A 21,109-nucleotide genomic window follows, 5' to 3' on the forward strand; every position below is an offset into this window, starting at 1 on the left:
GAGAACTGCTTAATTCGAGGCGCATCTCACCGCACAGATGATCGGCACGCCACGTACGGGCCGACGGAGGAGGATCCATGCTGGCTCGACTGCGCCGTGCCTCCAGGCCTGCGCCCCCGCGTGAGCCGGAGCCGCAGACGCCGCCCGACGCGGCCGGCCCACCCACGCTCCACGATCAAGCCGAACCGATCATCGGTCAGGTCGAGCAGGATCTGCACAACCTCATCTCCGCGGTCCAGCAAGCCTCGGCGGAGGTCGGCCGATCCGTGGTGCAGGCCGGAACGGCCCTGACGGATATCGGGGCCCGCACCGCCGCGCTCGTCGGCGAGACCCAGGCCGTCGACGGCACCGCCGCGCTTCTGGCCCAGGCGGCCCAGGAACTCACCCAGGCCTCCGCCAGCATCAGCGTCCAGATCCACACCGCGGCCGCCCTGCTGGAGCAGGTCACGACCGTGGTCGGTGCGGCGCAGGCGCAGATCGAGCACCTGCGCACGTCCTCCGGCGAGATCGGCGGGGTCGTGGACCTGATCGCCGGGATCGCGAAGCAGACGAACCTCCTGGCGCTCAACGCCATGATCGAGGCCACGCGCGCCGGGGAATACGGTCGCGGCTTCGCCGTCGTGGCCCAGGAGGTGAAGGACCTCGCCGGACAGACGGCCAAAGCCACCGACCGGATCCGCGCGAGCGTCACGCGCCTGCAGCAGGATGCGGCCCAGTCGGCCCGGACGGTCACGGAGGCGGCCGGGCTCGTTGCGCAGGTCGGGCCGAAGTTCGTCGACGTCGTGGCGGCGGTCGAACAGCAGAACGCCTCGACGGCCGAGCTCAACCGCTCGGCCGATGCGGTGGCGGGCTTCGTCGGCGAGGTCGTGGGCAGTGCGGAAGCGATCCGGGAGCAGGCACGGGCCGCCTCGGCGGTGAGCCTCGCGACGGCCGCGTCGTCCAGCACCGTGGACCGCCTGCACGGCCGCACCCTCGTGGTGTTGCGGACGAACCCGCTCGGGGACCGCCGCCAGCATCCGCGCCTTCCCGTCGCGCTCGAGGCCACGCTGCGGCACGCCGGACGCAGCTACGCGACGCGCACGGTCGACGTCAGTCGCGGCGGCTTCCTGGTCTCGGCACCTGGCGACCTGCCGGCCGATCCCGGGATGACGCTGGAGATCGAGACGGCGGAACTCGGGCGTGTCCCCGTTCGGATGGTCGGGCGGAGCGGATTGGGCCTGCACCTTCAGATCACGCACGCGCCGCCCCATCACGCGGCGGCCGTCGAGCACCTGACGGGCACGGTGAACGCGCAGAACGCCGGCCGTATCGCGCGGGTCCAGTCCGCGGCCGGCGAGGTCGGGACAGCGCTCGAGGCGCTGATTGCGGGCGGAGGGCTGAGCGAGGCTGCGCTGTTCGACCGGACCTACCAGCCGGTCTTGGGCACCGATCCGCAGCAATACCTGAGCGCGGCCCTGCCGGCCCTGGAGGCGGTGCTCACGCCGATCCAGGAAGCCCTGCTCGGATCCGACCCCGCTCTGAGCTTCTGCGTGGCGATGGACCGGAACGCCTATCTCCCGGTGCACAATCGCAAGTACGCCCAGCCGCAGCGCCCGGGCGAGGTTGCCTGGAACACGGCCAACAGCCGCAACCGGCGGATCTTCGACGACCGCGCCGGGCTGATGGCGGCGCGCAGCACCGAGCCGTTCCTGGTGCAATCCTACGCCCGCGACATGGGCGGCGGACAGATGGTGATGATGCAGGAGGTGGATGCGCCCATCCACGTGCTGGGACGGCACTGGGGCGGCTTCCGCATGGCGTATCGGGTGTGAGGGCTGCCGGCGTCCTGCGCCTGACATTGCCGTCGCGGCGGTGAGTCCGCGCGGCGGCGCGGAGCCCGACCGCGTCCCCACCAGCCTGGCCGAGCATCGAGGGACGCGCCGGACCGGAAAGCCGGACGTCCCGTCGGATCAGGGTCGATAGGGAGCGGCGAGCGCGCGCGGTGCCGTCTGGCGGCCCACGAAGCCGGCCACGGCCAGGAACGCGAGCAGGTAGGGCATCATGACCAGCAGCGCGTTCGGGACTTCGAAGCCCATCGCCGGCAGCTGGAACTGGAGCGCCGTCGCGGCACCGAAGATGAAGCAGGCCAGCACGGTGCGACCGACCGTCCAGTTGCCGAAGATCACAGCGGCGATGGCGAGGTAACCGGCCCCGTTCGTCATCCCTTCGGTGAAGGTGTGGATGTCGCCGATCGAGAGGAAGGTGCCGGCCAGCGCGGCCAGCAGGCCCGTCACCAGGATGGCGCCGAAGCGCACGCGCCGGACCGAGAGGCCCGCGCGCTCGAGGGTGCGCGGGTCCTCGCCCGCGGCGATCAGGGTGATGCCGATCGCGGTCCGGTTCAGCGCGAAGGCCGCGACCGCTCCGATCAGGATGGCCGCATAGACGAGCCAGACCTGCCGGAAGACCGCCTCGCCGAAGACCGGGATGTCCCGCAGCAGCGGGGGCGCCCAGGTCGGGAAGCCCGGGATCTCCGCCCGGGAGCGGGCGCCGAAGATCTCCCGGTAGGCCAGCGTGGTCGTGCCGAGCACCAGGATGTTGAGGCCGAGCCCGGTCACGACCTGATTGGCGCGCAGGTTCACCGTGAGGACGGCCTGCACCAGGGCGACGGGCAGGGCCGCGAGCAGCCCGCAGAGGAGCCCGAGGCTCGGGGAGCCCGTGGCCCAGGATCCGACGGCGCCGCCGAAGGCGCCCGCGAGCATCATGCCCTCGATGCTCATGTTGAGGACGCCGCCCCGCTCGCTGATCAATTCGCCGATCGCCGCGATCAGCAGCGGTATCGCGAGGCGGATCGAGGAGCCGAGGAAGACGGCGACGAGCTCTGCGGTCATCGCGCGTTCCTCAGGCCTTCCTGTCGAGCCAGAAGGCGGCTCCGGCGACCGCCAGGATGATCAGGCCTTGCAGGATCTGCACGAGCGCCGTGGGCACGCCGGCGCCCATCTCCATGCTGATGCCGGCCGAGCGCAGGAAGCCGAACAGCACGGCGGCGGCGATCACGCCGAGCACCGAGTTGCGGGCCAGGAGCCCGACGACGAGGCCGTCGTAGCCGTAGCCGGAGGAGAAGCCCGTCTTGAGGGAATACTGCTCGCCGAGGAGCATCAGACCGCCCGCGAGGCCACCGAGCGCCCCGGCGAGCGCGAGGGCGACGATCACGGTGCCGGAGAAGGAGAAGCCGGCCCGGGTCGCCGCCACCGGGTTCAGGCCGACGGCGCGAAGCTGGAAGCCGAACCGCGAGCGCGCCAGCACGACCGCGACGAACAGGGCCAGCACCACGGCGAGCACGAGCCCGGCCGTGACGGGTGCGGCCGGGTCGCCGGTGAGGAGCGGGATCTGCGCCGCGTCGGGCACGGGCAGGGATTCGGGAAGCGTGGCCGCGTTGGTCATCGGCCGGCGCAGCAGCGCTTCGGACTGGACGCACCAGTAGACGAGCCAGACCGCGATGAAGTTGAGGAGCAGCGTGCTGATCACCTCGTTGGTGCCGATCCGCGCCTTGAGGAGGCCGGCGAGGCCCCCCCAGGCGGCGCCGGCCAGCGTCGCGGCGAGGGCGGGGAGGAGGAAGGCGAGGCCGAACGGCAGGGTGCCGATGCCGGCGGCGAGGGCCACGGCCGTCGCCGCGATGCCCCCGACCGCGATCTGGCCTTCGCCGCCGACATTGGTCAGCCCGGCGCGGGCGGCCAGGATGAAGCCGAGGCCGACGAGGGTGTAGACCACGGTCCGGTTCAGGGAGACGGCGACGGCGTAGGCCGAGCCGATCGTGCCGTCGAGGAAGCTGTCGAGCGCGTCGCCCAGGGACACGCCCAGGCCGAGGACGAGCGCGATCCCGACGAGGAACGCCGCCAGGACGGCGAGGACCGGGACGATCACGCCGAGGGGGAGGCGGCGCGGGGCCGGGCGCGTCGTCGCCTGCGCGCTCATGCCGCCGCGGCCTGCTCGGGCACCTGCCCGGCCATCATCGCGCCGATGGCGTCGCGGTTGCGGCTGTCGGCCGGGCGCTCCCCGACGATGCGCCCGCGGTAGATCACCACGACGCGATGCGCCACGGTGAGCACCTCGTCGAGCTCGGAGGAGACCAGCAGCACCGCCACGCCCCGCTCGCTCGCCTGCCGGATCAGGGCGTAGACCGCCTCCACCGCCCCGACGTCGAGGCCGCGGGTGGGCTGGGCGGCCAGCAGGAAGCGCAGGCCGGGCGCCGTCAACTCGCGGGCGAGGACGGCCTTTTGCTGATTGCCGCCGGAGAGGCGCCCGAAGACGGCGTCCGGGCCGGTTGCACGGACGTCGAAGCGCGCCATCAGGGCGGCGGCGGCCTCCCGCATGGCCGTCCGACGGAGCAGGCCGAAGCGGGTGAACGGGCGCGTCCGGTTCAGGAAGATGTTCTCGGCCACGCTCATCTCCGAGATCGCGCCGACCCGGTGGCGATCCTCGGGCACGATGCCGATCCCGGCCTCGGTGAAGGCCGCCGGGGGGCGGCCGGTCAGGTCGGTCCCGCCGAGATGCAGCCGCCCGCTCTCGGGCCGCAGCAGGCCGGCGAGCACCAGCCCGAGCTCGCTCTGCCCGTTGCCTTCGACGCCCGCGAGGCCGACGATCTCGCCCGCCCGAAGGGTGAGCGTCACGGTGTCGAGACGCAGCGCGCCGTCCGGATCGCGCGTGGTGATGCCGTCGATCTGCAGCACGTCCGCGCCCGCCGGGGCCGCGTCCGGCCGGCGCGCGGGTGCCGCCGGGGCCGCCCCGGCGATGCCGAGGGTCGCCGCCATCGCCGGATCGAGGGCGTCGACATCGCGCCGGATCATCGCCCGCACGAGCCGGTCGATGTCGCCGGCCGGCGCGTCCGAGGTAGTCGCGACCTTGCCCTGGCGCAGGACCGTGGCCCGGTCGGCCGCCTCGCGGATCTCGGCGAGCTTGTGGGTCACGAGCAGGACGGCGGTGCCCTCCTGCGCGACGCGCCGGCAGACGGCGAGGAGATTGTGGATCTCGTCCGGCAGCAGCACCGCGGTCGGCTCGTCCAGGATGAGGAGGCGCGGCTCCAGCATCAGGCACTTCACGATCTCGACGCGCTGGCGCTCCCCGATCGACAGATCGCGAATCCGGGAGAAGGGTTGCAGGGCCAGCCCGTAGCGCTCGGCGAGACCCTCCAGCCGCTTCGCCCAGCCCTTGCGATCGAGGATGCCGCGGACGCGGCCGAGCATGAGGTTGTCGACGACGCTGAGCTCGTCGACGAGGCTGAAATGCTGATGGACCATGGCGATGCCGGCCGCGAGCGCATCGCGCGGCCCGGCGGGGCGATAGGGCCGCCCGTCGATCCGCATCGTGCCCGCGTCCGGGGCGTGGACACCGAAGACGAGATTGCACAGCGTCGACTTGCCGGCGCCGTTCTCACCCAGCAGGCAATGCACCTCCCCGGCCCGCAGGCCGAGGTCGACCTCCGACAACGCCGTGAAGCTGCCGAAGCGCTTGGTCAGTCCGTCGAGTTCGAGCCGAGCGGGCGGCGCACCGGCCAGCGGAAGGACGCCGCTCAACCCTCCAGGACCTTGATCTTGCCGGACAGGATGTCGGCCTTGATCGCATCGAGCTTCGCCTTCATCTCCGGCGTGGCGCCGCAGATGATCATATCCGAGGCCTCGGGGCCCATGGCGAGGCCGAAGGGCTTGTAGCCGGCCGTCCAGGTGCCGGCGAGAACCTGATCGATCGCGTAGCGGACCTGATAGCCGACCCCGGTGATGGAGTAGGCGATGGTCAGCGGGTCGGTGCCGCAATAGTTGGTGTAGCTGCCGATGACATGCGTGCCCTTCTCCTTGGCCGCTTGCTCGAGTCCGCGCAGGCCGAGATTGAGGATGTGGTAGTGCACGTCCGCCCCCTGCGCGATCGCCGCGAGCGTCGCCTCCTTGGCCTTGGCGACGTTGTCGAAATCGCCCGTGTAGGTCTCGGAATACTTGATGCTCGGGTTGATGCTTCTGGCGCCGAGCCCGAACTCCTTGCCCGCGTTGACGATCGAGGGCAGCTCCATGCCGCCGACGTAGCTGACCCCCCCGGTCTTCGACAGCATCGCCGCCGCCGCGCCCGCGACGTAGGCGATCTCCGCCTGCTTCACGTCGTACCCCGCGACGTTGGGCGCGGATTCGCCCGCGTTGCCGCCGACGATCGAGAACTTCACCTTCGGAAAGCGCTTGGCCACCTTGTAGATCGCCGCCTGCGTCTGGCCGCCGACGCCGATCACGAGGGCGTTCTTGGTGGCGAGCTGGGTCAGCGCCTGCTCCATGTCGGCGTAGTTGATGTTCTCGATCATCTGCACCTTGACGGCGTCGCCGTGCTGCTTCTGCGCGGCGACCAGCCCGTCGTAGCCGGATTCCATCCAGCCCTTGTCGGATTTCGAGCCCGGGATCAGGATCCCGACCTTGGTGGGATCGGCCGCCATCGCGCGCGTCGGCAACGCGGCGCCGACGCAGGAGAGGGCGAGGCTGCAGGCCCCGGCCAGGATCAGCAGGCGGCGTCGGCGCGAAGTCTGGGCTGGCATGCGAGAGCGTTCCGATCGGTGCAGCGAGGCGGGCCTGCGGCCGGCCGGAGCGGCCGAACCATGATCTCGCGGCCCCGCAGCAACCGGCGTGCCAGCCATCCAATCCCCTGACCGCGCTCGCGAATCACGCGTCCGGCGCGCGTCCTCCGAGGTAAGTGACCATTTACCTGGCAGCCTGCGCCGGCGATCTGCCGAAGCGGCGGGCATTCCCGGCCCGCTGCCGGCACGGACCGGGCGAGCGTTCGCGGCAGCGCGATCTGGTCGGCGATTTGCAGCGCTCCGCCCTGGAGCGCGGATTCCGGAGGGTGACATGACGATCGTGCCGGCCAGGACGATTGCGGCGCGGGCCTCGTGCGCGGCGGGAGCGCCCGCGGGCGCCTGCCCCTCGGCCCCTGCCGTCCCGGATGGCCGCGGCGCGCCCTGCCCGTGAGCCGGCCCGCCTCGCGATCGGACGCCTTCGTCCCCGGGCCGCGTGGGGTCCTGCAACCGACGGCATCCGGCCCGCTCGATGGGCTGCGCTTGGCGGTCAAGGACCTGATCGACGTCGAGGGCCTCGTCACCGGCGCCGGCAACCCGGACTGGCGCGCGGGCCGAGCGCCGGCCTCGGCCTGCGCACCCGCGGTCGCGGCCCTGCGCGGCGCCGGTGCCGCCGTCGTCGGACAGACCGTCACGGACGAACTCGCCTTCAGCCTGGAGGGCGCGAACGTCCACGACGGAACGCCGCCGAATCCGGCGGCCCCCGACCGGTTGCCCGGCGGCTCCTCGAGCGGTTCGGCCTCGGCGGTGGCGTCCGGGGCGGCCGACATCGCGCTCGGGACCGATACCGGAGGCTCGGTGCGCATCCCGGCTGCGTTCTGCGGCCTCTACGGCTTCCGGCCGACGCATGGCCGGATCGACCTCGCGGGCGTCGTCCCCTTCGCGCCGAGCTACGACACCGTCGGCTGGTTCGCGCGCGAGGCCGGGACACTGGCCACGGTCGGCTCGGTCCTGCTCGGCGGGCGGAGCGAGGCCCCGCTCAAGCGGTTCCTGATCGCCACGGACGCCTTCGGGCTCGCCGATGCCGCGGTCGCCGAGGCCCTGCGCGCGGCCCTGCCCCCCGCAATCGCGACGGGGGACCCGATCGCGCTGTTCGAGGAGGGGCCGGAGGCGTGGCGCGAGGCCTACCGGGTGCTGCAGGGCCGGGAGATCTGGCAGAGCCTCGGACCGTGGATCGCCGCAGTCCATCCCCGGTTCGGCCCGTCCATCTCGGAGCGCTTCGCGGACGCGGCGGGCATCACCTCCGCGGAGGTGGCACGGTGGCAGCCGCTGCGGCAGGCGATCCGGGAGCGCCTGCGCCGGTGCCTGCCCCCCGGCACGGCCCTCGTGGTGCCGACCTCCCCGACGCCCGGTCTCCCGCGCGCGGCCGACGCTGCCACGATCGGAGATTTCTACGCGCGCGCCCTCCCCCTCACCGCGATCGCCGGCCATGCCGGCCTGCCCCAGGTGACGGTGCCGGCCGCCGCGGTGATGGGCGCGCCCGTCGGGCTCTCCCTGATCGGAGCGGCCGGTTCCGACGCGGCGCTCCTCGCGACCGCCCGGAGCCTGTTCGGGTGACGGCCGCTCGCACGGTCCCCGGACGGCCCCCCGAGACATCCGCGCGCGCCGTTCGCGCGGGACGCTCCCGGGCGGGATCGTCCGGCACGGCGCCCGACACCACGCGGACGCGGTTGATGCGCGCGGCGCGCACGGAGTTCACGCAGCACGGCTTCGCCGGCGCGCGCGTCGAGCGCATCCTGTCCAAGGCCAGGGTCAATCCGCGCATGCTCTACCACCACTTCGCCGGCAAGGCGGGCTTGTACGTGGCCGTCCTGGAGGCGGCGCTGGGCGAGCTGCGCCGGACGGAACTGCAGCTCGACGTCGAACGATCGGACCCGCTGGGGGGCCTGCTGGCGCTGTTCGACTTCCTGAGCGACCATTTCGAGGCCCATCCCGGCCTCGTGCGGCTGCTGAGCAACGAGAACCTCTCCAAGGCGCGCTTCCTGCGGCAATCGGGCTCGATCCGGGAGATCTCGTCCCCGACGCTCGCCATGATCGACCGGCTCCTGAAACGCGGGGCCGCGTCGGGACAGCTCAATCCAGATCTCGACGCCCTGCGCCTCTACGTCCTCATGGTGGCGCTGACGCAGTTCCATCTCGCGAACGTGCACACCCTGTCGGTCATCTTCGATCGGGATCTGACGGACCGGGACTGGCGCGCCGCGCGGCGCGCCGATGCCTACGCGATGCTGCGCGGCTTCCTGCTCGCCCGGGACGGGGAGCGGCGCGCGCCTGCCGCCGAGCCGGGGTGAGGCGGGACGGCGGCGCGGCCCGGGCCGGAATGGCGGATCAGGCCTCGTCCCCGGTGGCGAGATACCAGTCGAGGATCTCGCCGCCCTGCATGAAGACCGCGTCGTCGCGCGCCACGAGGGCATCGAGCAGCCGTTCGAGCAGGCCGATGCGGTGCGGCACGCCGGTGATGTAGGGGTGGATCGCGAAGCCCATCACCTTGGCGCCCCCGAGCGGGCCGGAGCCCGCGGCCTCGGCGGCGAGGCGGTCGACATTGGCGAGCGCCCGGTCCACGAACTCGTCGGCGCGGTGGTGCTGGATCGCGAGCATCGGGATGTCGTTCAGCTCGACTGAATAGGGCAGCGCCACGAGCGGCCCCGCGCGGGTGGCCACCCGGCATGGCCGGTCGTCGACCACGAAATCGCCGACATACTCGATGCCGGCGGCGCGCAGGTGATCGGGCGTATCGAGGGTCTCGGTCAGACCTGGACCGAGCCAGCCGCGCGGCGCCTGCCCGGTGATGCCGCGCACCGCCGCGACCGTGCGGGCGATCATCGCGGCCTCGTCGGCGACCCGGTGGGTCGGGATCTGGTGGAAGCCGTGGGCCATGAACTCCCAGCCGGCCTCGTGCGCGGCCGCCGCGATCCGCGGATAGGCGGTGCAGACCGATCCGTTGATCGACAGCGTCGGGCGGATGCCCCGGGCGGCGAAGGCGTCGAGGAAGCGCCAGAAGCCCACCCGCATGCCGTACTCGTGCCACGCCCAGTTCGGCAGGTCCGGCAGCAGGCTCGCCGCGGTCGGCGGCACCAGGATCTGGCGCGGCATGGGATGGTCGATCAGCCAGTGCTCGACGTTGACCACCGGCCACACGGCGACGTGCTTCCCGCCGGGCAGCGCCAGCCGCGGGCGGTCGATGGCGGCCCGGTAGGCGAGCCGATTCTCCGGCCTGCGGGGATCGTCGGGGGGAGCGTCCATCAGGCGGCCGCCACCGCGGCCCTCGGGGCGTGGTGGCTGTTGAGCTGCGCCGCCAGCATCCGGCGCAGGTCGTTGAAGGCCGGGCTCGAGACGTCGCGCCGCCGCGGCAGGTCGATCGGGTGCACGGCCTCGATCCGGCCCGGGCCGGGCGACATCATCACGATGCGATCCGCCAGGAAGATCGCCTCCTCGATGGCATGGGTGACGAACAGGATCGTCAGCCCAGTGCGCGACCAGAGATCGAGCAGCTCGTCCTGCAGCCGCTCGCGGGTCATGGCGTCGAGGGCCCCGAACGGCTCGTCCATCAGCACCACCTCGGCCTCGTTGGCGAGCACGCGGGCGATGGCGACCCGCTGCTTCATGCCGCCCGAGAGCTGGTGCGGATAGGCGTCGGCGAAGGTCTGGAGGCCGACCAGCGCGATGTACCGCTCGGCGGTGTCGCGCACCTCGGCGGCGGGCCGCCCGCGCGATTTCGGACCGAAGCCGATGTTGTCGCGCACGGTGAGCCACGGGAACAGGCCGTAATCCTGGAAGACCATGCCGCGGCTCGGTCCCGGGCCCGCGATGGGCTTGTCCCACATCAGGGCGGCGCCCGAGCTCGGCGTCTCGAAGCCGGCAGCCACGCGCAGCAGCGTCGACTTCCCGCAGCCCGAGGCGCCCAGCAGGCAGACGAACTCGCCGCGCGACACGGTGAGGTTCGCCTCGCGCAGGGCCTCGGTCCGGCGCCCGTTCGCCGCGTAGACCTTCGAGACCGCGCGCATGTCGAGGATCGGGATCGTGGGGTCAGCCATCGGCCTCATCCATGGGTCGGGCTCCAGGAGAGCAGCCGGCGGCCGAGGAGCGTGACGAGCCAGTCGGAGACGAACCCCGCGACCCCGATCACCGCCATCCCGCAGATCACGATCTCGGTGCGCGAGAGCTGGCGCGCCTCCATGATGATCGCGCCGAGGCCGGTCTGGACGCCGGTCATCTCGCCGACCACGATCACCACCCAGGCGAAGCCGAGGCCGAGCCGGAGACCGGTGAAAATCGACGGGAGCGCCGCCGGCAGCACAACCCGGGCGAACTGCGCCGGTCCGGTGCATCCCAGCATCGCGGCGGCCTCGAACAGGCGCGGCTCCACCGAGCGCACCCCGAACACGGTGTTGATCAGCACCGGATAGAAGGCCCCGAGAAACACCAGGAAGAAGGCCGAGCGGGGACCGAGGCCGAACAGGATCATGGCGAGCGGCAGCCACGCGGTGACCGGGACGGGCCGCAGGATCTGCAGGACGGGATCGAGGAGAGCCCGGATCAGGGGGACGCGGCCGATCAGCAGCCCGAGCGGCAGGGCCACGGCGGCGGCCAGCGCGAACCCGCCGTAGACCCGCCCGAGCGAGGCCGCGAGGTGCGTCCACAGGGTGCCGCTGAAGGCGTCGTCGTTGACGCCGCCGATCGCGAGGTCTCGCAATTCCGCCCAGACCTCGGCGGGCGGCGGGATCAGGCTGTAGGGCCGGCCCGCCGTGGTGACCTGCCAGACCGCGACCAGGATCGCAGGCACCACGCAGGCCAGCGCCAGCCGGCGCAGGCGGGCGAGGCCGATGGCGCCACGCTCGGCCCCCGGGGCGCGCGCCGACACGGGTGCCGGCAGGGCGCCGGCCTCGATCCCGGTGGTCACGCCGGCCCCATCGCGTCGACGAAGCGGGTGTCGATGAAGCCGGGCTCGGGCAGGCGCTTGATCTGCTTGAGCGCGAGCATGTGCTGGGCGTAGGCCTCGGCCTGCCGAACCTCGTTCGGTCCGAGGCGCCAGGTCAGCTCGACGTTCGGGGCCGAGAGCTCGAGCGCGTCGCGTTTCTGGCCGAGCTTGGCCACCGCCATGGCGATCATCGCGTTGCGGTCGCCGGCGGCGAAATCCGTGGCCTTGCGGTGGATCTCCAGCATGGTCCGGACCGTGTCGGGCCGCTCGGCCAGCGTGTCGCGGTGGGCCCCGAACACCATGTTCAGGGCGCCCATCTCGGTGCCGTAGGGATACTCGACGAGCTGCCCGACGCCCGAGGCCAGGCTGACGCCCGGTCCGGGCTCGGCGCCGACATAGGCGTCGACGTCGCCGCGGGCCAGGGCGATGTGCATCTCCGAGAAGGAGACCCGCACCGGGGTGATGTCCTTCACGGACAGGCCCTCCATGCGCATCCGCTCCAGGACGAAGACCTCCTGGGTGCTGCCGGGCCAGATCGCGACCCGCTTGCCCCGCAGATCCTTGATGGCGCGGATGTCGGAATCCTTCTTGGCGATCACCGCCATCCCGCGATTGCAGGTGGAGGCGATCACCACGAGGGGCTCGCCCGCGGCGGCCCCCAGCGTCGCGGCGGCGATGCCGAACGTCCCGAAATCGACCGACTTGGTGACGACGGCGTTCTTGCACTCGGTCGGGCTCTCGAAGGGCACCACCTCCACCCGCACGCCCGGGGGCGTGAAGCGTTCGTAGAAGCTCGGGGCGATCGAGTGGATCAGCTTGAGCGACCCCATCCGGATCGTCACGGGCGCGCCCTGTGCGCGCGCGCCGCCGGACAGGCGTCCGAGCGCGAGGCCGGCCCCGAGACCGGCCAGAAGGGTGCGGCGGCGGATCATCGAACGGCTCCTGCAGAGTCCTGAGACCGAGGACGCTAGGAGGGGAAGCCGTTGCGTGGAAGTGCTATTTTCTGAGCGAGCCGTTGCGTTTCAGGCAACACACATCCAGGATCGGCCCGTGAAGCACCTGCGCACCGTCACCTACGTCGCCGAGGTCGCCCGCGCCGGCTCGATCCGGCGCGCGGCGGAGCGGCTGAACATCACCCCATCGGCGCTCACGCGGCAGATCCAGGATCTCGAGTACGAGCTCGGCACGCCGATCTTCGAGCGGCTCCCGGTGGGGATGCGCCTCAACGCGGCCGGCGAATTGTTCGCCCGCCACATCCGCGACCAAGTCGCGGACCTCGACCGGGTGCGCTCCCAGATCGCCGACCTGTCGGGAGTGCGGCGGGGGCACGTGGCGCTGGCCTGTAGCCAAGCCTTCGTGACCCAGGTGGTGCCGGAGGAGGTGGAGACCTATCGCGCGCGCTTTCCGCAGGTCGGCTTCACCGTGCAGGTTCGCGACCACGCGCAGGCGGTGACGGCGCTGATCGGCTTCGAGGCGGATCTCGCCCTGATCCTGCAGCCGCCGCCCTCGGCGGAACTGCATCTTCTCTATTCCGGCCACCAGACCCTGTACGCCCTGATGCGGGCGGGCCACGCCCTAGCGGGGGAGACGGGGCCCGTTCGGCTGCGCGACTGCCTCGCCCATGCCCTGGCCTTGCCGGACCATTCCCTCGCCATCCGGCATCATATCGAGCACGCGCTGGCCCGGCGCGGCGTCGAGCTCCGCCCGGTCGTCGAATCGGGCTCGCTGGAATTCCTGCGCAATCTCGTCCTGCGGGAAGACATGGTCAGCCTGCAGATCCCCAACGGCATCCCCGACGACCCGCGCCTGCACAGCCGCCCGATCGACGCCCGCGATCTGACCCCCATGACCCTGGCTCTCGCTCAGCTGCGCGGCCGGTCGCTCCCGGTGGCGGCGGCCAAGTTCGCCGACCAGCTCGTCGTCCGGCTCAATCGGGAGACCACCTGACGTCAGGCTCGGTCGGTCAGCCGCGACGGCGGCGAGCCGGCAGGCCACGGCCCCCTCGCTGTGCCGGGCGCGGCGGCGGACATCCCGTCAGCTGTCGCGCCCGAGGCCGAGGCCCCGGATCAGGTCGCCGATCGGATCGCTCCTGACCGGCGCCGGGTCGGCGGCCGGCCGGTTCACCGGCGCGGCGACCGCCGCAGCTGCCGGCGCCGTCCCGCGATCCGCGGCGCTCTGCAAGGAGGCTTGGCGGATGCGGGCGCCGCGCTGGGCCTGCTTCCGGCGCTGCGCGCGCTCGACGCGCCGCGGCCGGGCCGCGAGCTCGGTGGTGAGGGGCGCCGCCGTCGCCGCGGCGGGCGATACCAGTGCGGCGGGCGACACCAGCGCGGCGGCGGGCGGGGTCATCGTGGCATCCGCCGCCAGCGCGGTCGTCAGGCGCGGCACCAGGAGCGCCTCCACATCGCGCATAGCGTGCGCCTGTGCCGGGCCGGCCCCGGCGGACAGCTTCGGCGGATCCACCCAGGCCGGCGCGGCCGCGACGGGCACGGGCCGAGCGGGGCGGGGCTGCGCCTCGAAATTGCCCGGGTGCAGGATATGCGCGGCTGCGACCAAACCCAGCACAGCAGCCGAGGCCGTCGCGATCGTGGATCTGAAGTGTTCCATGATCGCAGAACGAACGGCCAAGTTAATGGTTCCGCTTGGCCTTGGACAACCGGAGACGAACACAGTCTCGATTCGCTCGCTCGATCCGCCCGCTCGATCCGCCCGGCCCCCGTGCCCTGGGCCTCCTGTGGCTGATCGGCGTTTGGGCACAAACCGGCGTTCCCCCGGTTGAACCGGCAGGAACAGCGGAGGCGCATCCCATGCCGGACGAGACCGAACTCTCGAAGGAGCCGCCCATCTCGGACGGGCAGAGCGGGCGCCCGCGCGACGAGACGATCGCGCAGACCGGCCGCGGCCTGCCCAACGACACGGGCGAGCCGGTGCGGCTGGACGAGGCCGAGGAGCGGCGGATCGCCGAGGCGATCCGCGCGCTCTGAGCGCGGCCGAGCCTCGGCCGCCGTCCGGAACGCCTGATCGCCGCCCCCGTTGGTTGCGGCCGGGCGCGGCTGCCGGGCGGTGAGGAGCGGCGTCGGCGGTCATGCGTGAGCGGATTTCGGGATCGGACGCGCCCTCTGACAATGTCGTCGTCCTGATGCTCGCGGCCCTGCGCGAGGCGGGCAGCCTCGTCGGCGGCACCCTCGCCCTCGCCCGCGTCGAGATCGACGGCAACATCCGGGCGCTCGTCGGCCTGCTCGCGGCGCTCGGGACGATCGTCGTCCTCCTGGTGACGGCCTTCTTCGTGTTCCTCGACGCCGCCGTGAAGATGATCGCGGCGCTGATCGGCTCGGAGGCGATCGCCGCGCTGATCGTCGCGGCTCCCTTCCTCGTCGCGACGGCGATCCTCGGCGCCCTGGGGGCGCGCCGCCTGACCCTGTCGAGCCTGGAGCCGTGGCGGACCATGCGGCAGGCCGAGCGCGCCGCCCGCGCGGTGGTGCGAGACCGGGCGTCCTGATGCGCGGCCGGCCCTACCGCGCCGGCCCGATCCAGTCGGTCACGATGCGGACCTGATCGTCGGCGAGGAGCGCGGGCGCGTGGCCGCAGCCCGGGATCTCGACGCGGGTCGCGCGCGGCCCCCGCCGGGTCATCTCGTCGGCGGTCTCGGCGCGCAGGAGGTCCGATTCGGCGCCCCGCAGCAGCAGGACGGGGCAGCGCACCGCGTCCCAGTCGCGCCAGAGGCTGACGTTGTAGACCCGGCCCGGCCGGAACGGCACGCCGATCGCCGGGTCGTAATGCGGGCGCCACCCGCCGCCCGGCGCGGGGTAGAAGCTGTGCTCGGTCAGGCTCCGCCACTGCGCGTCCGTGAGCGGGCCGAAGCTCGCGAGCGCCTCGCGCAGACGCGCCTCCGCCGAGTCCAGGGTCGCGTGGTGGCGGGGCGCCTCGCGCAGACGCGTGCCGATCGCCCGCAGGGGCGCCCAGGGCAGGAACGGCCCGATATCGTTGATGACGAGGCGGCGGATCGGCGTGTTCTCGGCGCCGGCCAGCACCATGCCGATCAGCCCGCCGAGCGAGGTGCCGATCCAGTCGAGGCGCGCGACGCCCAGATGGGCGATCAGCGCGGCCATGTCGGCGGCGTATTGCGGCAGGCCGTACTGCTCGGGGTCGGCGAGCCAGCCGCTCTGCCCGCGGCCCGGCAGGTCGGGGCAGACGACGCGGTAGCCGAGCCGCACCAGGGCCTGGGCCAGCACGTCGAAATCCCGGCCCTGCCGGCTCAGCCCATGCACGCACAGGATCACGTGGGGGCAATCGGGATCGCCCCACTCGACATAGGCGAGCGGGTGGAAGCGCCCCGTGGCGAAGCCGAGCGTCCGGCCGCTCCGGAACGGCACCTCGGCCGAACTGGCGGCCTGGCTCATGGGCGGGACGCCGGCCGGAGCCTGCCCCTCACGGCTTCGTCTCGGGCTGGGCCACCGCGCGCGCGACCCGCAGGGCCGTCTGCTGCAGGTCGGTCATCTGGGCGAAGAGGCGCTCGGCCTGCTCCCGCAGGAAGCGGTTCTGCAACTCGGCGGCCTCCCTGAGGTCGGTCGCCCGGGCCAGCTTCTCGGCGAGATCGAACCCGGCCCGCATGTTGGTGTCCGAGGCGACCAGCACGTGCTGCGCGATCTCGCGCAGGCCCGCCCAACCGCGCGTCGCCGCGGCCACGCTTCCGGCCGTGCGCGCCTCCGCGCCCTCGGACGGCCCGCGCAGCCCGGCCAGGGCCTGCCCCGTCGAGGCCTCGAAGGCGTTCAGCGCGATCTCGCCCGCCTCGGCCCAGCGCTCGTAGGCCTGCTTGGCCTGGGCGATCCCGGTCTCGGCCAAACGGCGGCCTTCTGTGGTCATGATGGTGGGCCCCACTTTTCGGCGCCTCGCGGCGCCCGGTCCTTCTGACGCCCGGCGCGCCCGCGATCAAGGGCATGTTGCGGCGCACACAAGACGGCGAACGCGGTCCTGTCGCACCGCCAAAACGGCCTGCATGCGCGCGCTGCGACGCGGCAATGCCGGGCCGGGCGCCCGCGTTCCACGCTCCGGTGCGCCGTGGGCGGTCCTGCCGCGGACGCGCGGTCCCCGGCGTCGGTCCGCGCCCGGGCCGGCCGCCGCCTTGACAGAGCGGGGAGCGCCGCAACACCCTGCCGCCCAAGATCGGAGGGCCAACCCTCCCCATCCGGACAGCACGGGACCGGCCATGATCCATGCGGATCCGCATCCGTTCGAGACGGATCTCGACCGCGGCCCTGCGAATCACGTCCCCCTGACGCCGGTGAGCTTCCTCGCGCGCGCGGCCCATGCCTCGGGCGAGGCGGTCGCGGTGATCGACGGCGACCGGCGCCTGAGCTACCGCGACCTCTACGCGCGCTGCCGCCGCCTCGCCTCGGCCCTCCGGGCCCAGGGGATCGGGCGCCTCGACACGGTGGCTATCCTGGCCGCCAACGTCCCGGAGATGATCGAGGCGCATTTCGCGGTGCCGATGCTCGGCGCGGTGCTGAACCCGCTCAACACCCGGCTCGATCCCGCGACCCTGGCCTTCTCGCTCCGGCACGGCGGCGCCAGGGTGCTGATCGTCGACGCCGACCACGCGGCGCTGGCCGCGCAGGCGCTGTCCGGATTGCCGGAGCCGCCCCGCGTCGTCGCGGTGGCGGGCGACGGCACGATCGCGGGGGCCCTCGACTACGAGGGGCTTCTCGCGCAGGGCGATCCCGACTTCGCCTGGGCGGGCCCGGACGACGAGTGGCAGTCGCTCTGCCTGCTCTACACCTCGGGCACCACGGGCGACCCGAAGGGCGCGGTCTACAGCCATCGCGGCGCCTATCTGCAGGCGCTCGGCAACGCGGTCGCCTTCGGGCTCGGGCCGGACAGCGTCTATCTCTGGACCCTGCCGATGTTCCATTGCAGCGGCTGGTCCTATCCCTGGGCCGTGGTCGCGGCCGGGGGCACCCAGGTCTGCCTGCGCAAGGTCGAGCCGGCGGCGATCTTCCGGCTGATCGCCCGGCACCGGGTCAGCCATCTCTCGGGCGCGCCGATCGTGCTCTCGATGATCGCGCACGCGCCGCCCGAGGCGCGGGTGGCGTTCGACCACGTCGTGCGCTGCGCCACCGGCGGCGCGGCGCCCCCCTCCAGCGTGCTGCGCAGCATGGAGGATCTCGGCTTCCGGGTGACGCATCTCTACGGCGCCACCGAGAGCTACGGCCCGGCGAGCATCGGCCTGCCCCAGCCCGATTGGGCGGACCTGGAGCCCGCCGAGCGCTACGCCCGCATGGCCCGCCAGGGCGCGCCGCTCGCCACCGTCGAGGCGCTGGTCGTCGCCGATCCGGTCACCCTGGAGCCGCTGCCGCGGGACGGAACCAGCGTCGGCGAGATCCTGATCCGCGGCAACACCGTGATGAAGGGCTACCTGAAGAACCCGGCCGCCACGCGGGCCGCCCTCGGCGACGGCTGGTACCGCTCGGGCGACCTCGCGGTCTGGCACGCCGACGGCGCCGTCGAGATCAAGGACCGGGCCAAGGACATCATCATCTCGGGCGGCGAGAACATCTCCAGCCTGGAGGTCGAGGAGGTGCTGACGCAGCACCCCGCGGTGCTGATCGCCGCCGTGGTGGCCCGGCCCGACCCGACCTGGGGCGAGAGCCCCTGCGCCTTCCTGGAGCTGAAGCCGGGCGCCGCGGTGACGGAGGCCGAGATCCTGGCGTTCTGCCGCGCGCGGCTGGCCCGCTTCAAGCTGCCTCGGACGGTGCGGTTCGGCCCGTTGCCGAGGACCGCCACCGGCAAGATCCAGAAATTCGTCCTGCGCGACCAGGCCCGCGGCCTCTGATCCGTGCCCCGCTCGGGTGGAGCGAAGCCCGGATCCGCCTCCCGCAGGGACCCTCCGGATCCGGTTCGCGCCACACCGGGCCGGCGATCCGTCCGACCGCGTTGGCGAAACCCGCCGTTCACGATATGTGCGTAGCGCTCGAGGGGCGGCCGGCGCGCCGGCCTCCCAGGCGATCCCAGGCGATTCCATGAGCGACCCCATCCGCGTCCTCGGCATCGACCCGGGCCTGCGCCGCACCGGCTGGGGCGCCGTGACGGTCACGGGCTCGAAGCTCAGCTACGTCGATTGCGGCGTCGTCACCTCCGACGGCGACCTGCCGCTCGCGCTGCGCCTGCGCGAGCTGCATGCGGGGCTGACCCGGGTGGTGGCGGACTTCCGGCCGGACGAGGTCTCGGTGGAGGAGACCTTCGTCAACAAGGACGGGCAGGCGACGCTGAAGCTCGGACAGGCGCGGGCGATCGCGCTCCTCGTGCCGGCGCTGGCCGGGGTGCCGGTCTTCGAGTACGCGGCCAACCTCATCAAGAAGACGGTCGCCGGCACGGGCCATGCCGACAAGGCGCAGATCCAGGCGATGGTGCGCTTCCTGCTGCCGAAGGCCGAGTTCAAGCTCGCCGACGCGGCCGACGCGCTCGCCATCGCCATCACCCACATCAACCACCGCGACGCCCATGCCCTGAAGCGCGCCCACCTGCCGGCCGGCACCGGCAGCCGCGCCGCCGAGCGGATCGCGGCGGCGCTGGCGCGGCAGGGATAGGCGGGCGGCTACTCCGCCGCCTTGAACTCGCCCTCGAGCCGGAGCGTGACTTCGTCGCCCAGGATCGGCAGGAAGGCGCTGATGCCGAAATCCGAGCGCTTGAGCACCGCGCGCCCGTCGAAGCCCACCGTGTAGAGCTCGTCGACCGGGCTGATGCCGGCTTGGTTGAAGGTCGCGTCGAGCGCGATGGTCTTCGTGACGCCGCGCAGGGTCAGGTCGCCGGTCACCCGGGCCGTGGTCGGGCTCGTGGGCTCGACGGCGGTCGCCGTGAAGGTCGCGGTCGGGAATTTCTGGGTGTCGAAGAAGTCCGGCGTCTTGAGGTGGGCGTCGAGCTTGGGATTGAGGCCGCTCACGCTGTCGATGCCGACGGTGACGCTGAGGCGGCTCTTCGCCGGGTCCTTCGGGTCGAGGGTCGCCTGCCCCGAGACGTCGGTGATCTGGCCGTAATAGGTCGAGTAGCCGAGATGGCTCAGCGACCACGTGATCTTGCCGTGGGCCGGATCGAGCCGGTAGGCGCCGGCGCGCACCTGGGTCGGGTCCGTCGTCGGACCGGCCGGGGCTTCGGCCGCGGCCGGGACGGTCAGGAGAAGCCCGGCGACGAGGGCGAGGGTGGTCCGGCGCATCGGCAATCCGCGGGGCTCGGGGGCTGATCCGGCCGGGGCGCGGCCCGGCGGCGAGGGGCCCCTCTGATTTCACGAAGCTCGGCCGCGCTCAAGCGCGGGCCGTCCTCCGACACCGCGCGCACGCCGCGCATGGTATTGGGGCGCCGGGTTCTGTAGTCACCGGGCGCGGGACGGATCGGCGGGACCGGATGATCGGGAAGCTCAAGGGCACGGTGGATTCCTTCGGCGAGGATTTCGTGATCCTCGACGTGCAGGGCGTCGGCTACGTGGTGCATTGCTCGGCCCGCACCCTGCAGCGCATGCCGGCGGTGGGCGAGCCGGCGCAGCTCTCGATCGAGACCCATGTGCGCGAGGACATGATCCGGCTCTACGGCTTCCGCTCGGATGCCGAGCGCGAGTGGTTCCGCCTGCTCCAGACCGTGCAGGGCGTCGGCGCCCGGGTCGCGCTCGGCGTGCTCTCGGTGCTGGAGCCGGACGCGCTCGGCAACGCCATCGCGGTCGGCGACAAGGCCACGGTCGCCCGCGCGCCCGGGGTCGGCCCGCGCCTCGCCGCCCGGCTGGTCGCCGAGCTGAAGGACAAGACGCCGTCCTTCGCGCCCCTCGATCCGACGCTCGCGGCGATCGGCGGCGCGGTCGAGGGCCCGACAGGCGCCGTGGCCGACGCGGTCTCGGCGCTGACCAACCTCGGCTACCCGCAGGTCCAGGCCGCCGCCGCGGTGGCGGCCGCCCTCCGGAGCGCCGGGGAGGAGGCCGAGGCCAAGGTGCTGATCCGCCTCGGCCTCAAGGAACTCGCGCGCTGAGGCCGGATGGCCGTCCGGGCGAGGCGGCGTTCCGGGACAGGCCCTCCCGCTCTTCACCATCCCGCTATCTTGGGCCGCCGAGGCCCATCCGATCGTGCCCGAATCGATCGGACGCGCTTGACCCGCGGGCTGCCGGATGTCATGTGTCCGCCCGCTAAAGCGTTGAAAACGCTCTAGTTTTCAAGAGTTCTAATCTGGCCTGCATCGTTTTGCCGGATCTGGAGCTTCGCGGCGGGACTCTCATGTCTCCGCGACGGCCGGGCAGAACGCGCGGCCGGGAACCGGAGGACAGGGTTTTCGGATCCGATGATCGTCTGTTCCTGCAACGTCCTGTCCGACGGCGCCGTGCGCGGCTGCCTCGATCCCGGCCCGGCCTGCCCGCGCACGCCGGCCCAGGTCTATGCCTGCCTCGGCTGCAGCCCGAAATGCGGTCGCTGCGCCCGCACGATCCGGTCGATCCTGCAGAAGGCGCTGGAGGATGCGATCGCCGAGACCGGTCACGGCTGCACGGCGGGTTGCGCGAGCGGGTGCAGTCTGGGAAAGGTCCAGCCTGCGGACGAGGGGATCGCCGCCTGAAGCCGTGACACGGCTGGCCCGCCCCTCGCCGG

Annotated in this window: 22 protein-coding genes; 10 read left to right on the forward strand and 12 right to left on the reverse strand. The window is 72.7% G+C overall.

The features are described from left to right. The first annotated feature begins 77 nt into the window (after positions 1 to 77). Positions 78 to 1,811, forward strand: coding sequence for a methyl-accepting chemotaxis protein (locus ACS5RC_RS06640; protein ID WP_478343032.1), 1,734 nt, complete (start codon positions 78 to 80; stop codon positions 1,809 to 1,811). 138 nt (positions 1,812 to 1,949) lie between these two features. On the opposite strand, the gene ACS5RC_RS06645 is transcribed toward ACS5RC_RS06640, so the two are convergent. Genes ACS5RC_RS06645 through ACS5RC_RS06660 form a run of 4 tightly spaced genes read right to left on the reverse strand, consistent with a single transcriptional unit; the run spans position 1,950 to position 6,544 of the window. Beyond that, complete coding sequence (locus ACS5RC_RS06645) at positions 1,950 to 2,867, reverse strand: ABC transporter permease (RefSeq protein ID WP_478343033.1); 918 nt, start codon at positions 2,865 to 2,867, stop codon at positions 1,950 to 1,952. Between the two features lie 10 nt (positions 2,868 to 2,877). Next, the gene (locus ACS5RC_RS06650) at positions 2,878 to 3,951 is read right to left on the reverse strand and encodes an ABC transporter permease (RefSeq protein ID WP_478343034.1); all 1,074 of its coding nucleotides are present in this window, start codon (positions 3,949 to 3,951) and stop codon (positions 2,878 to 2,880) included. Further along, positions 3,948 to 5,549 (reverse strand): ABC transporter ATP-binding protein, encoded by a 1,602-nt coding sequence (locus ACS5RC_RS06655; protein WP_478343035.1) that lies wholly within the window; start codon positions 5,547 to 5,549, stop codon positions 3,948 to 3,950. The genes ACS5RC_RS06650 and ACS5RC_RS06655 overlap by 4 nt, the downstream gene beginning before the upstream one ends. Further along, positions 5,546 to 6,544, reverse strand: a complete 999-nt coding sequence (locus tag ACS5RC_RS06660) for a BMP family protein (RefSeq protein ID WP_478343036.1) — start codon at positions 6,542 to 6,544, stop codon at positions 5,546 to 5,548. The genes ACS5RC_RS06655 and ACS5RC_RS06660 overlap by 4 nt, the downstream gene beginning before the upstream one ends. A gap of 426 nt (positions 6,545 to 6,970) precedes the next feature. Here ACS5RC_RS06660 and ACS5RC_RS06665 point away from each other — a divergent pair, with 426 nt between their 5' ends. Both ACS5RC_RS06665 and ACS5RC_RS06670 read left to right on the forward strand, forming a co-directional pair. Next, the gene (locus ACS5RC_RS06665) at positions 6,971 to 8,137 is read left to right on the forward strand and encodes an amidase (RefSeq protein ID WP_478343037.1); all 1,167 of its coding nucleotides are present in this window, start codon (positions 6,971 to 6,973) and stop codon (positions 8,135 to 8,137) included. Positions 8,138 to 8,253: 116 nt separating this feature from the next. Continuing rightward, positions 8,254 to 8,871, forward strand: coding sequence for a TetR/AcrR family transcriptional regulator (locus ACS5RC_RS06670; RefSeq protein WP_478343038.1), 618 nt, complete (start codon positions 8,254 to 8,256; stop codon positions 8,869 to 8,871). Between the two features lie 37 nt (positions 8,872 to 8,908). On the opposite strand, the gene ACS5RC_RS06675 is transcribed toward ACS5RC_RS06670, so the two are convergent. The 4 genes from ACS5RC_RS06675 to ACS5RC_RS06690 are packed head-to-tail and all read right to left on the reverse strand — an operon-like array spanning position 8,909 to position 12,430. Beyond that, entirely contained in the window at positions 8,909 to 9,823 is a 915-nt protein-coding gene (locus ACS5RC_RS06675) for a polysaccharide deacetylase family protein (RefSeq protein WP_478343039.1), read from the reverse strand. Further along, positions 9,823 to 10,614, reverse strand: a complete 792-nt coding sequence (locus tag ACS5RC_RS06680; protein WP_478343040.1) for an ABC transporter ATP-binding protein — start codon at positions 10,612 to 10,614, stop codon at positions 9,823 to 9,825. The genes ACS5RC_RS06675 and ACS5RC_RS06680 overlap by 1 nt, the downstream gene beginning before the upstream one ends. A 5-nt stretch (positions 10,615 to 10,619) precedes the next feature. After that, a complete protein-coding gene (locus ACS5RC_RS06685; RefSeq protein ID WP_478343041.1) occupies positions 10,620 to 11,480 on the reverse strand; it encodes an ABC transporter permease in 861 nt (286 codons plus the stop codon). Beyond that, entirely contained in the window at positions 11,477 to 12,430 is a 954-nt protein-coding gene (locus ACS5RC_RS06690) for an ABC transporter substrate-binding protein (RefSeq protein ID WP_478343042.1), read from the reverse strand. Before ACS5RC_RS06690 ends, ACS5RC_RS06685 begins: the two co-directional genes overlap by 4 nt. Positions 12,431 to 12,548: 118 nt before the next feature. Here ACS5RC_RS06690 and ACS5RC_RS06695 point away from each other — a divergent pair, with 118 nt between their 5' ends. Further along, entirely contained in the window at positions 12,549 to 13,445 is an 897-nt protein-coding gene (locus ACS5RC_RS06695) for a LysR family transcriptional regulator (protein WP_478343043.1), read from the forward strand. An 87-nt stretch (positions 13,446 to 13,532) separates the two neighbouring features. Here the strand turns inward: ACS5RC_RS06695 and ACS5RC_RS06700 are convergent, their stop codons facing one another. After that, complete coding sequence (locus tag ACS5RC_RS06700) at positions 13,533 to 14,165, reverse strand: hypothetical protein (RefSeq protein ID WP_478343044.1); 633 nt, start codon at positions 14,163 to 14,165, stop codon at positions 13,533 to 13,535. A 137-nt stretch (positions 14,166 to 14,302) separates the two neighbouring features. Here ACS5RC_RS06700 and ACS5RC_RS06705 point away from each other — a divergent pair, with 137 nt between their 5' ends. Both ACS5RC_RS06705 and ACS5RC_RS06710 read left to right on the forward strand, forming a co-directional pair. Beyond that, entirely contained in the window at positions 14,303 to 14,479 is a 177-nt protein-coding gene (locus ACS5RC_RS06705; RefSeq protein WP_478343045.1) for a hypothetical protein, read from the forward strand. A gap of 101 nt (positions 14,480 to 14,580) precedes the next feature. Further along, on the forward strand, positions 14,581 to 14,994 hold the full coding sequence (locus tag ACS5RC_RS06710; RefSeq protein ID WP_478343046.1) for a phage holin family protein: 414 nt from the start codon (positions 14,581 to 14,583) through the stop codon (positions 14,992 to 14,994). Between the two features lie 13 nt (positions 14,995 to 15,007). Here the strand turns inward: ACS5RC_RS06710 and ACS5RC_RS06715 are convergent, their stop codons facing one another. Together ACS5RC_RS06715 and ACS5RC_RS06720 are read right to left on the reverse strand one after the other, a co-directional pair. Further along, positions 15,008 to 15,895: an alpha/beta fold hydrolase gene (locus ACS5RC_RS06715; RefSeq protein ID WP_478343047.1), complete on the reverse strand. Its 888-nt coding sequence runs from the start codon at positions 15,893 to 15,895 to the stop codon at positions 15,008 to 15,010. A 28-nt stretch (positions 15,896 to 15,923) separates the two neighbouring features. Then, complete coding sequence (locus tag ACS5RC_RS06720; protein WP_478343048.1) at positions 15,924 to 16,358, reverse strand: phasin family protein; 435 nt, start codon at positions 16,356 to 16,358, stop codon at positions 15,924 to 15,926. A 343-nt stretch (positions 16,359 to 16,701) separates the two neighbouring features. Between ACS5RC_RS06720 and ACS5RC_RS06725 the strand changes: the two genes are divergently transcribed. Both ACS5RC_RS06725 and ruvC read left to right on the forward strand, forming a co-directional pair. Further along, positions 16,702 to 18,324 carry an AMP-binding protein gene (locus ACS5RC_RS06725; protein ID WP_478343049.1) on the forward strand — a complete coding sequence of 541 codons (1,623 nt, stop codon included), beginning with the start codon at positions 16,702 to 16,704 and terminating at the stop codon, positions 18,322 to 18,324. Positions 18,325 to 18,511: 187 nt separating this feature from the next. Beyond that, entirely contained in the window at positions 18,512 to 19,078 is a 567-nt protein-coding gene (gene ruvC / locus ACS5RC_RS06730; protein WP_478343050.1) for a crossover junction endodeoxyribonuclease RuvC, read from the forward strand. An 8-nt stretch (positions 19,079 to 19,086) separates the two neighbouring features. Here the strand turns inward: ruvC and ACS5RC_RS06735 are convergent, their stop codons facing one another. Then, on the reverse strand, positions 19,087 to 19,701 hold the full coding sequence (locus tag ACS5RC_RS06735; RefSeq protein WP_478343051.1) for a YceI family protein: 615 nt from the start codon (positions 19,699 to 19,701) through the stop codon (positions 19,087 to 19,089). Between the two features lie 188 nt (positions 19,702 to 19,889). On the opposite strand from ACS5RC_RS06735, the gene ruvA reads away from it, so the two are divergent. Continuing rightward, positions 19,890 to 20,501: a Holliday junction branch migration protein RuvA gene (gene ruvA, locus ACS5RC_RS06740; protein WP_478343052.1), complete on the forward strand. Its 612-nt coding sequence runs from the start codon at positions 19,890 to 19,892 to the stop codon at positions 20,499 to 20,501. 306 nt (positions 20,502 to 20,807) lie between these two features. Beyond that, positions 20,808 to 21,077, forward strand: a complete 270-nt coding sequence (locus ACS5RC_RS06745) for a (2Fe-2S)-binding protein (protein ID WP_478343053.1) — start codon at positions 20,808 to 20,810, stop codon at positions 21,075 to 21,077. Positions 21,078 to 21,109: the final 32 nt, after the last annotated feature.

This window comes from Methylobacterium sp. HJ2 (assembly GCF_056431005.1).

Coding starts and splice junctions, on each gene's coding strand:
- ACS5RC_RS06640 (WP_478343032.1), top strand. CDS start 78: ATGCTGGCTCGACTGCGCCGTGCCTCCAGGCCTGCGCCCCCGCGTGAG.
- ACS5RC_RS06645 (WP_478343033.1), bottom strand. CDS start 2,867: ATGACCGCAGAGCTCGTCGCCGTCTTCCTCGGCTCCTCGATCCGCCTC.
- ACS5RC_RS06650 (WP_478343034.1), bottom strand. CDS start 3,951: ATGAGCGCGCAGGCGACGACGCGCCCGGCCCCGCGCCGCCTCCCCCTC.
- ACS5RC_RS06660 (WP_478343036.1), bottom strand. CDS start 6,544: ATGCCAGCCCAGACTTCGCGCCGACGCCGCCTGCTGATCCTGGCCGGG.
- ACS5RC_RS06670 (WP_478343038.1), top strand. CDS start 8,254: ATGCGCGCGGCGCGCACGGAGTTCACGCAGCACGGCTTCGCCGGCGCG.
- ACS5RC_RS06675 (WP_478343039.1), bottom strand. CDS start 9,823: ATGGACGCTCCCCCCGACGATCCCCGCAGGCCGGAGAATCGGCTCGCC.
- ACS5RC_RS06680 (WP_478343040.1), bottom strand. CDS start 10,614: ATGGCTGACCCCACGATCCCGATCCTCGACATGCGCGCGGTCTCGAAG.
- ACS5RC_RS06690 (WP_478343042.1), bottom strand. CDS start 12,430: ATGATCCGCCGCCGCACCCTTCTGGCCGGTCTCGGGGCCGGCCTCGCG.
- ACS5RC_RS06705 (WP_478343045.1), top strand. CDS start 14,303: ATGCCGGACGAGACCGAACTCTCGAAGGAGCCGCCCATCTCGGACGGG.
- ACS5RC_RS06710 (WP_478343046.1), top strand. CDS start 14,581: ATGCGTGAGCGGATTTCGGGATCGGACGCGCCCTCTGACAATGTCGTC.
- ACS5RC_RS06715 (WP_478343047.1), bottom strand. CDS start 15,895: ATGAGCCAGGCCGCCAGTTCGGCCGAGGTGCCGTTCCGGAGCGGCCGG.
- ACS5RC_RS06720 (WP_478343048.1), bottom strand. CDS start 16,358: ATGACCACAGAAGGCCGCCGTTTGGCCGAGACCGGGATCGCCCAGGCC.
- ACS5RC_RS06725 (WP_478343049.1), top strand. CDS start 16,702: ATGATCCATGCGGATCCGCATCCGTTCGAGACGGATCTCGACCGCGGC.
- ruvC (WP_478343050.1), top strand. CDS start 18,512: ATGAGCGACCCCATCCGCGTCCTCGGCATCGACCCGGGCCTGCGCCGC.
- ACS5RC_RS06735 (WP_478343051.1), bottom strand. CDS start 19,701: ATGCGCCGGACCACCCTCGCCCTCGTCGCCGGGCTTCTCCTGACCGTC.
- ruvA (WP_478343052.1), top strand. CDS start 19,890: ATGATCGGGAAGCTCAAGGGCACGGTGGATTCCTTCGGCGAGGATTTC.
- ACS5RC_RS06745 (WP_478343053.1), top strand. CDS start 20,808: ATGATCGTCTGTTCCTGCAACGTCCTGTCCGACGGCGCCGTGCGCGGC.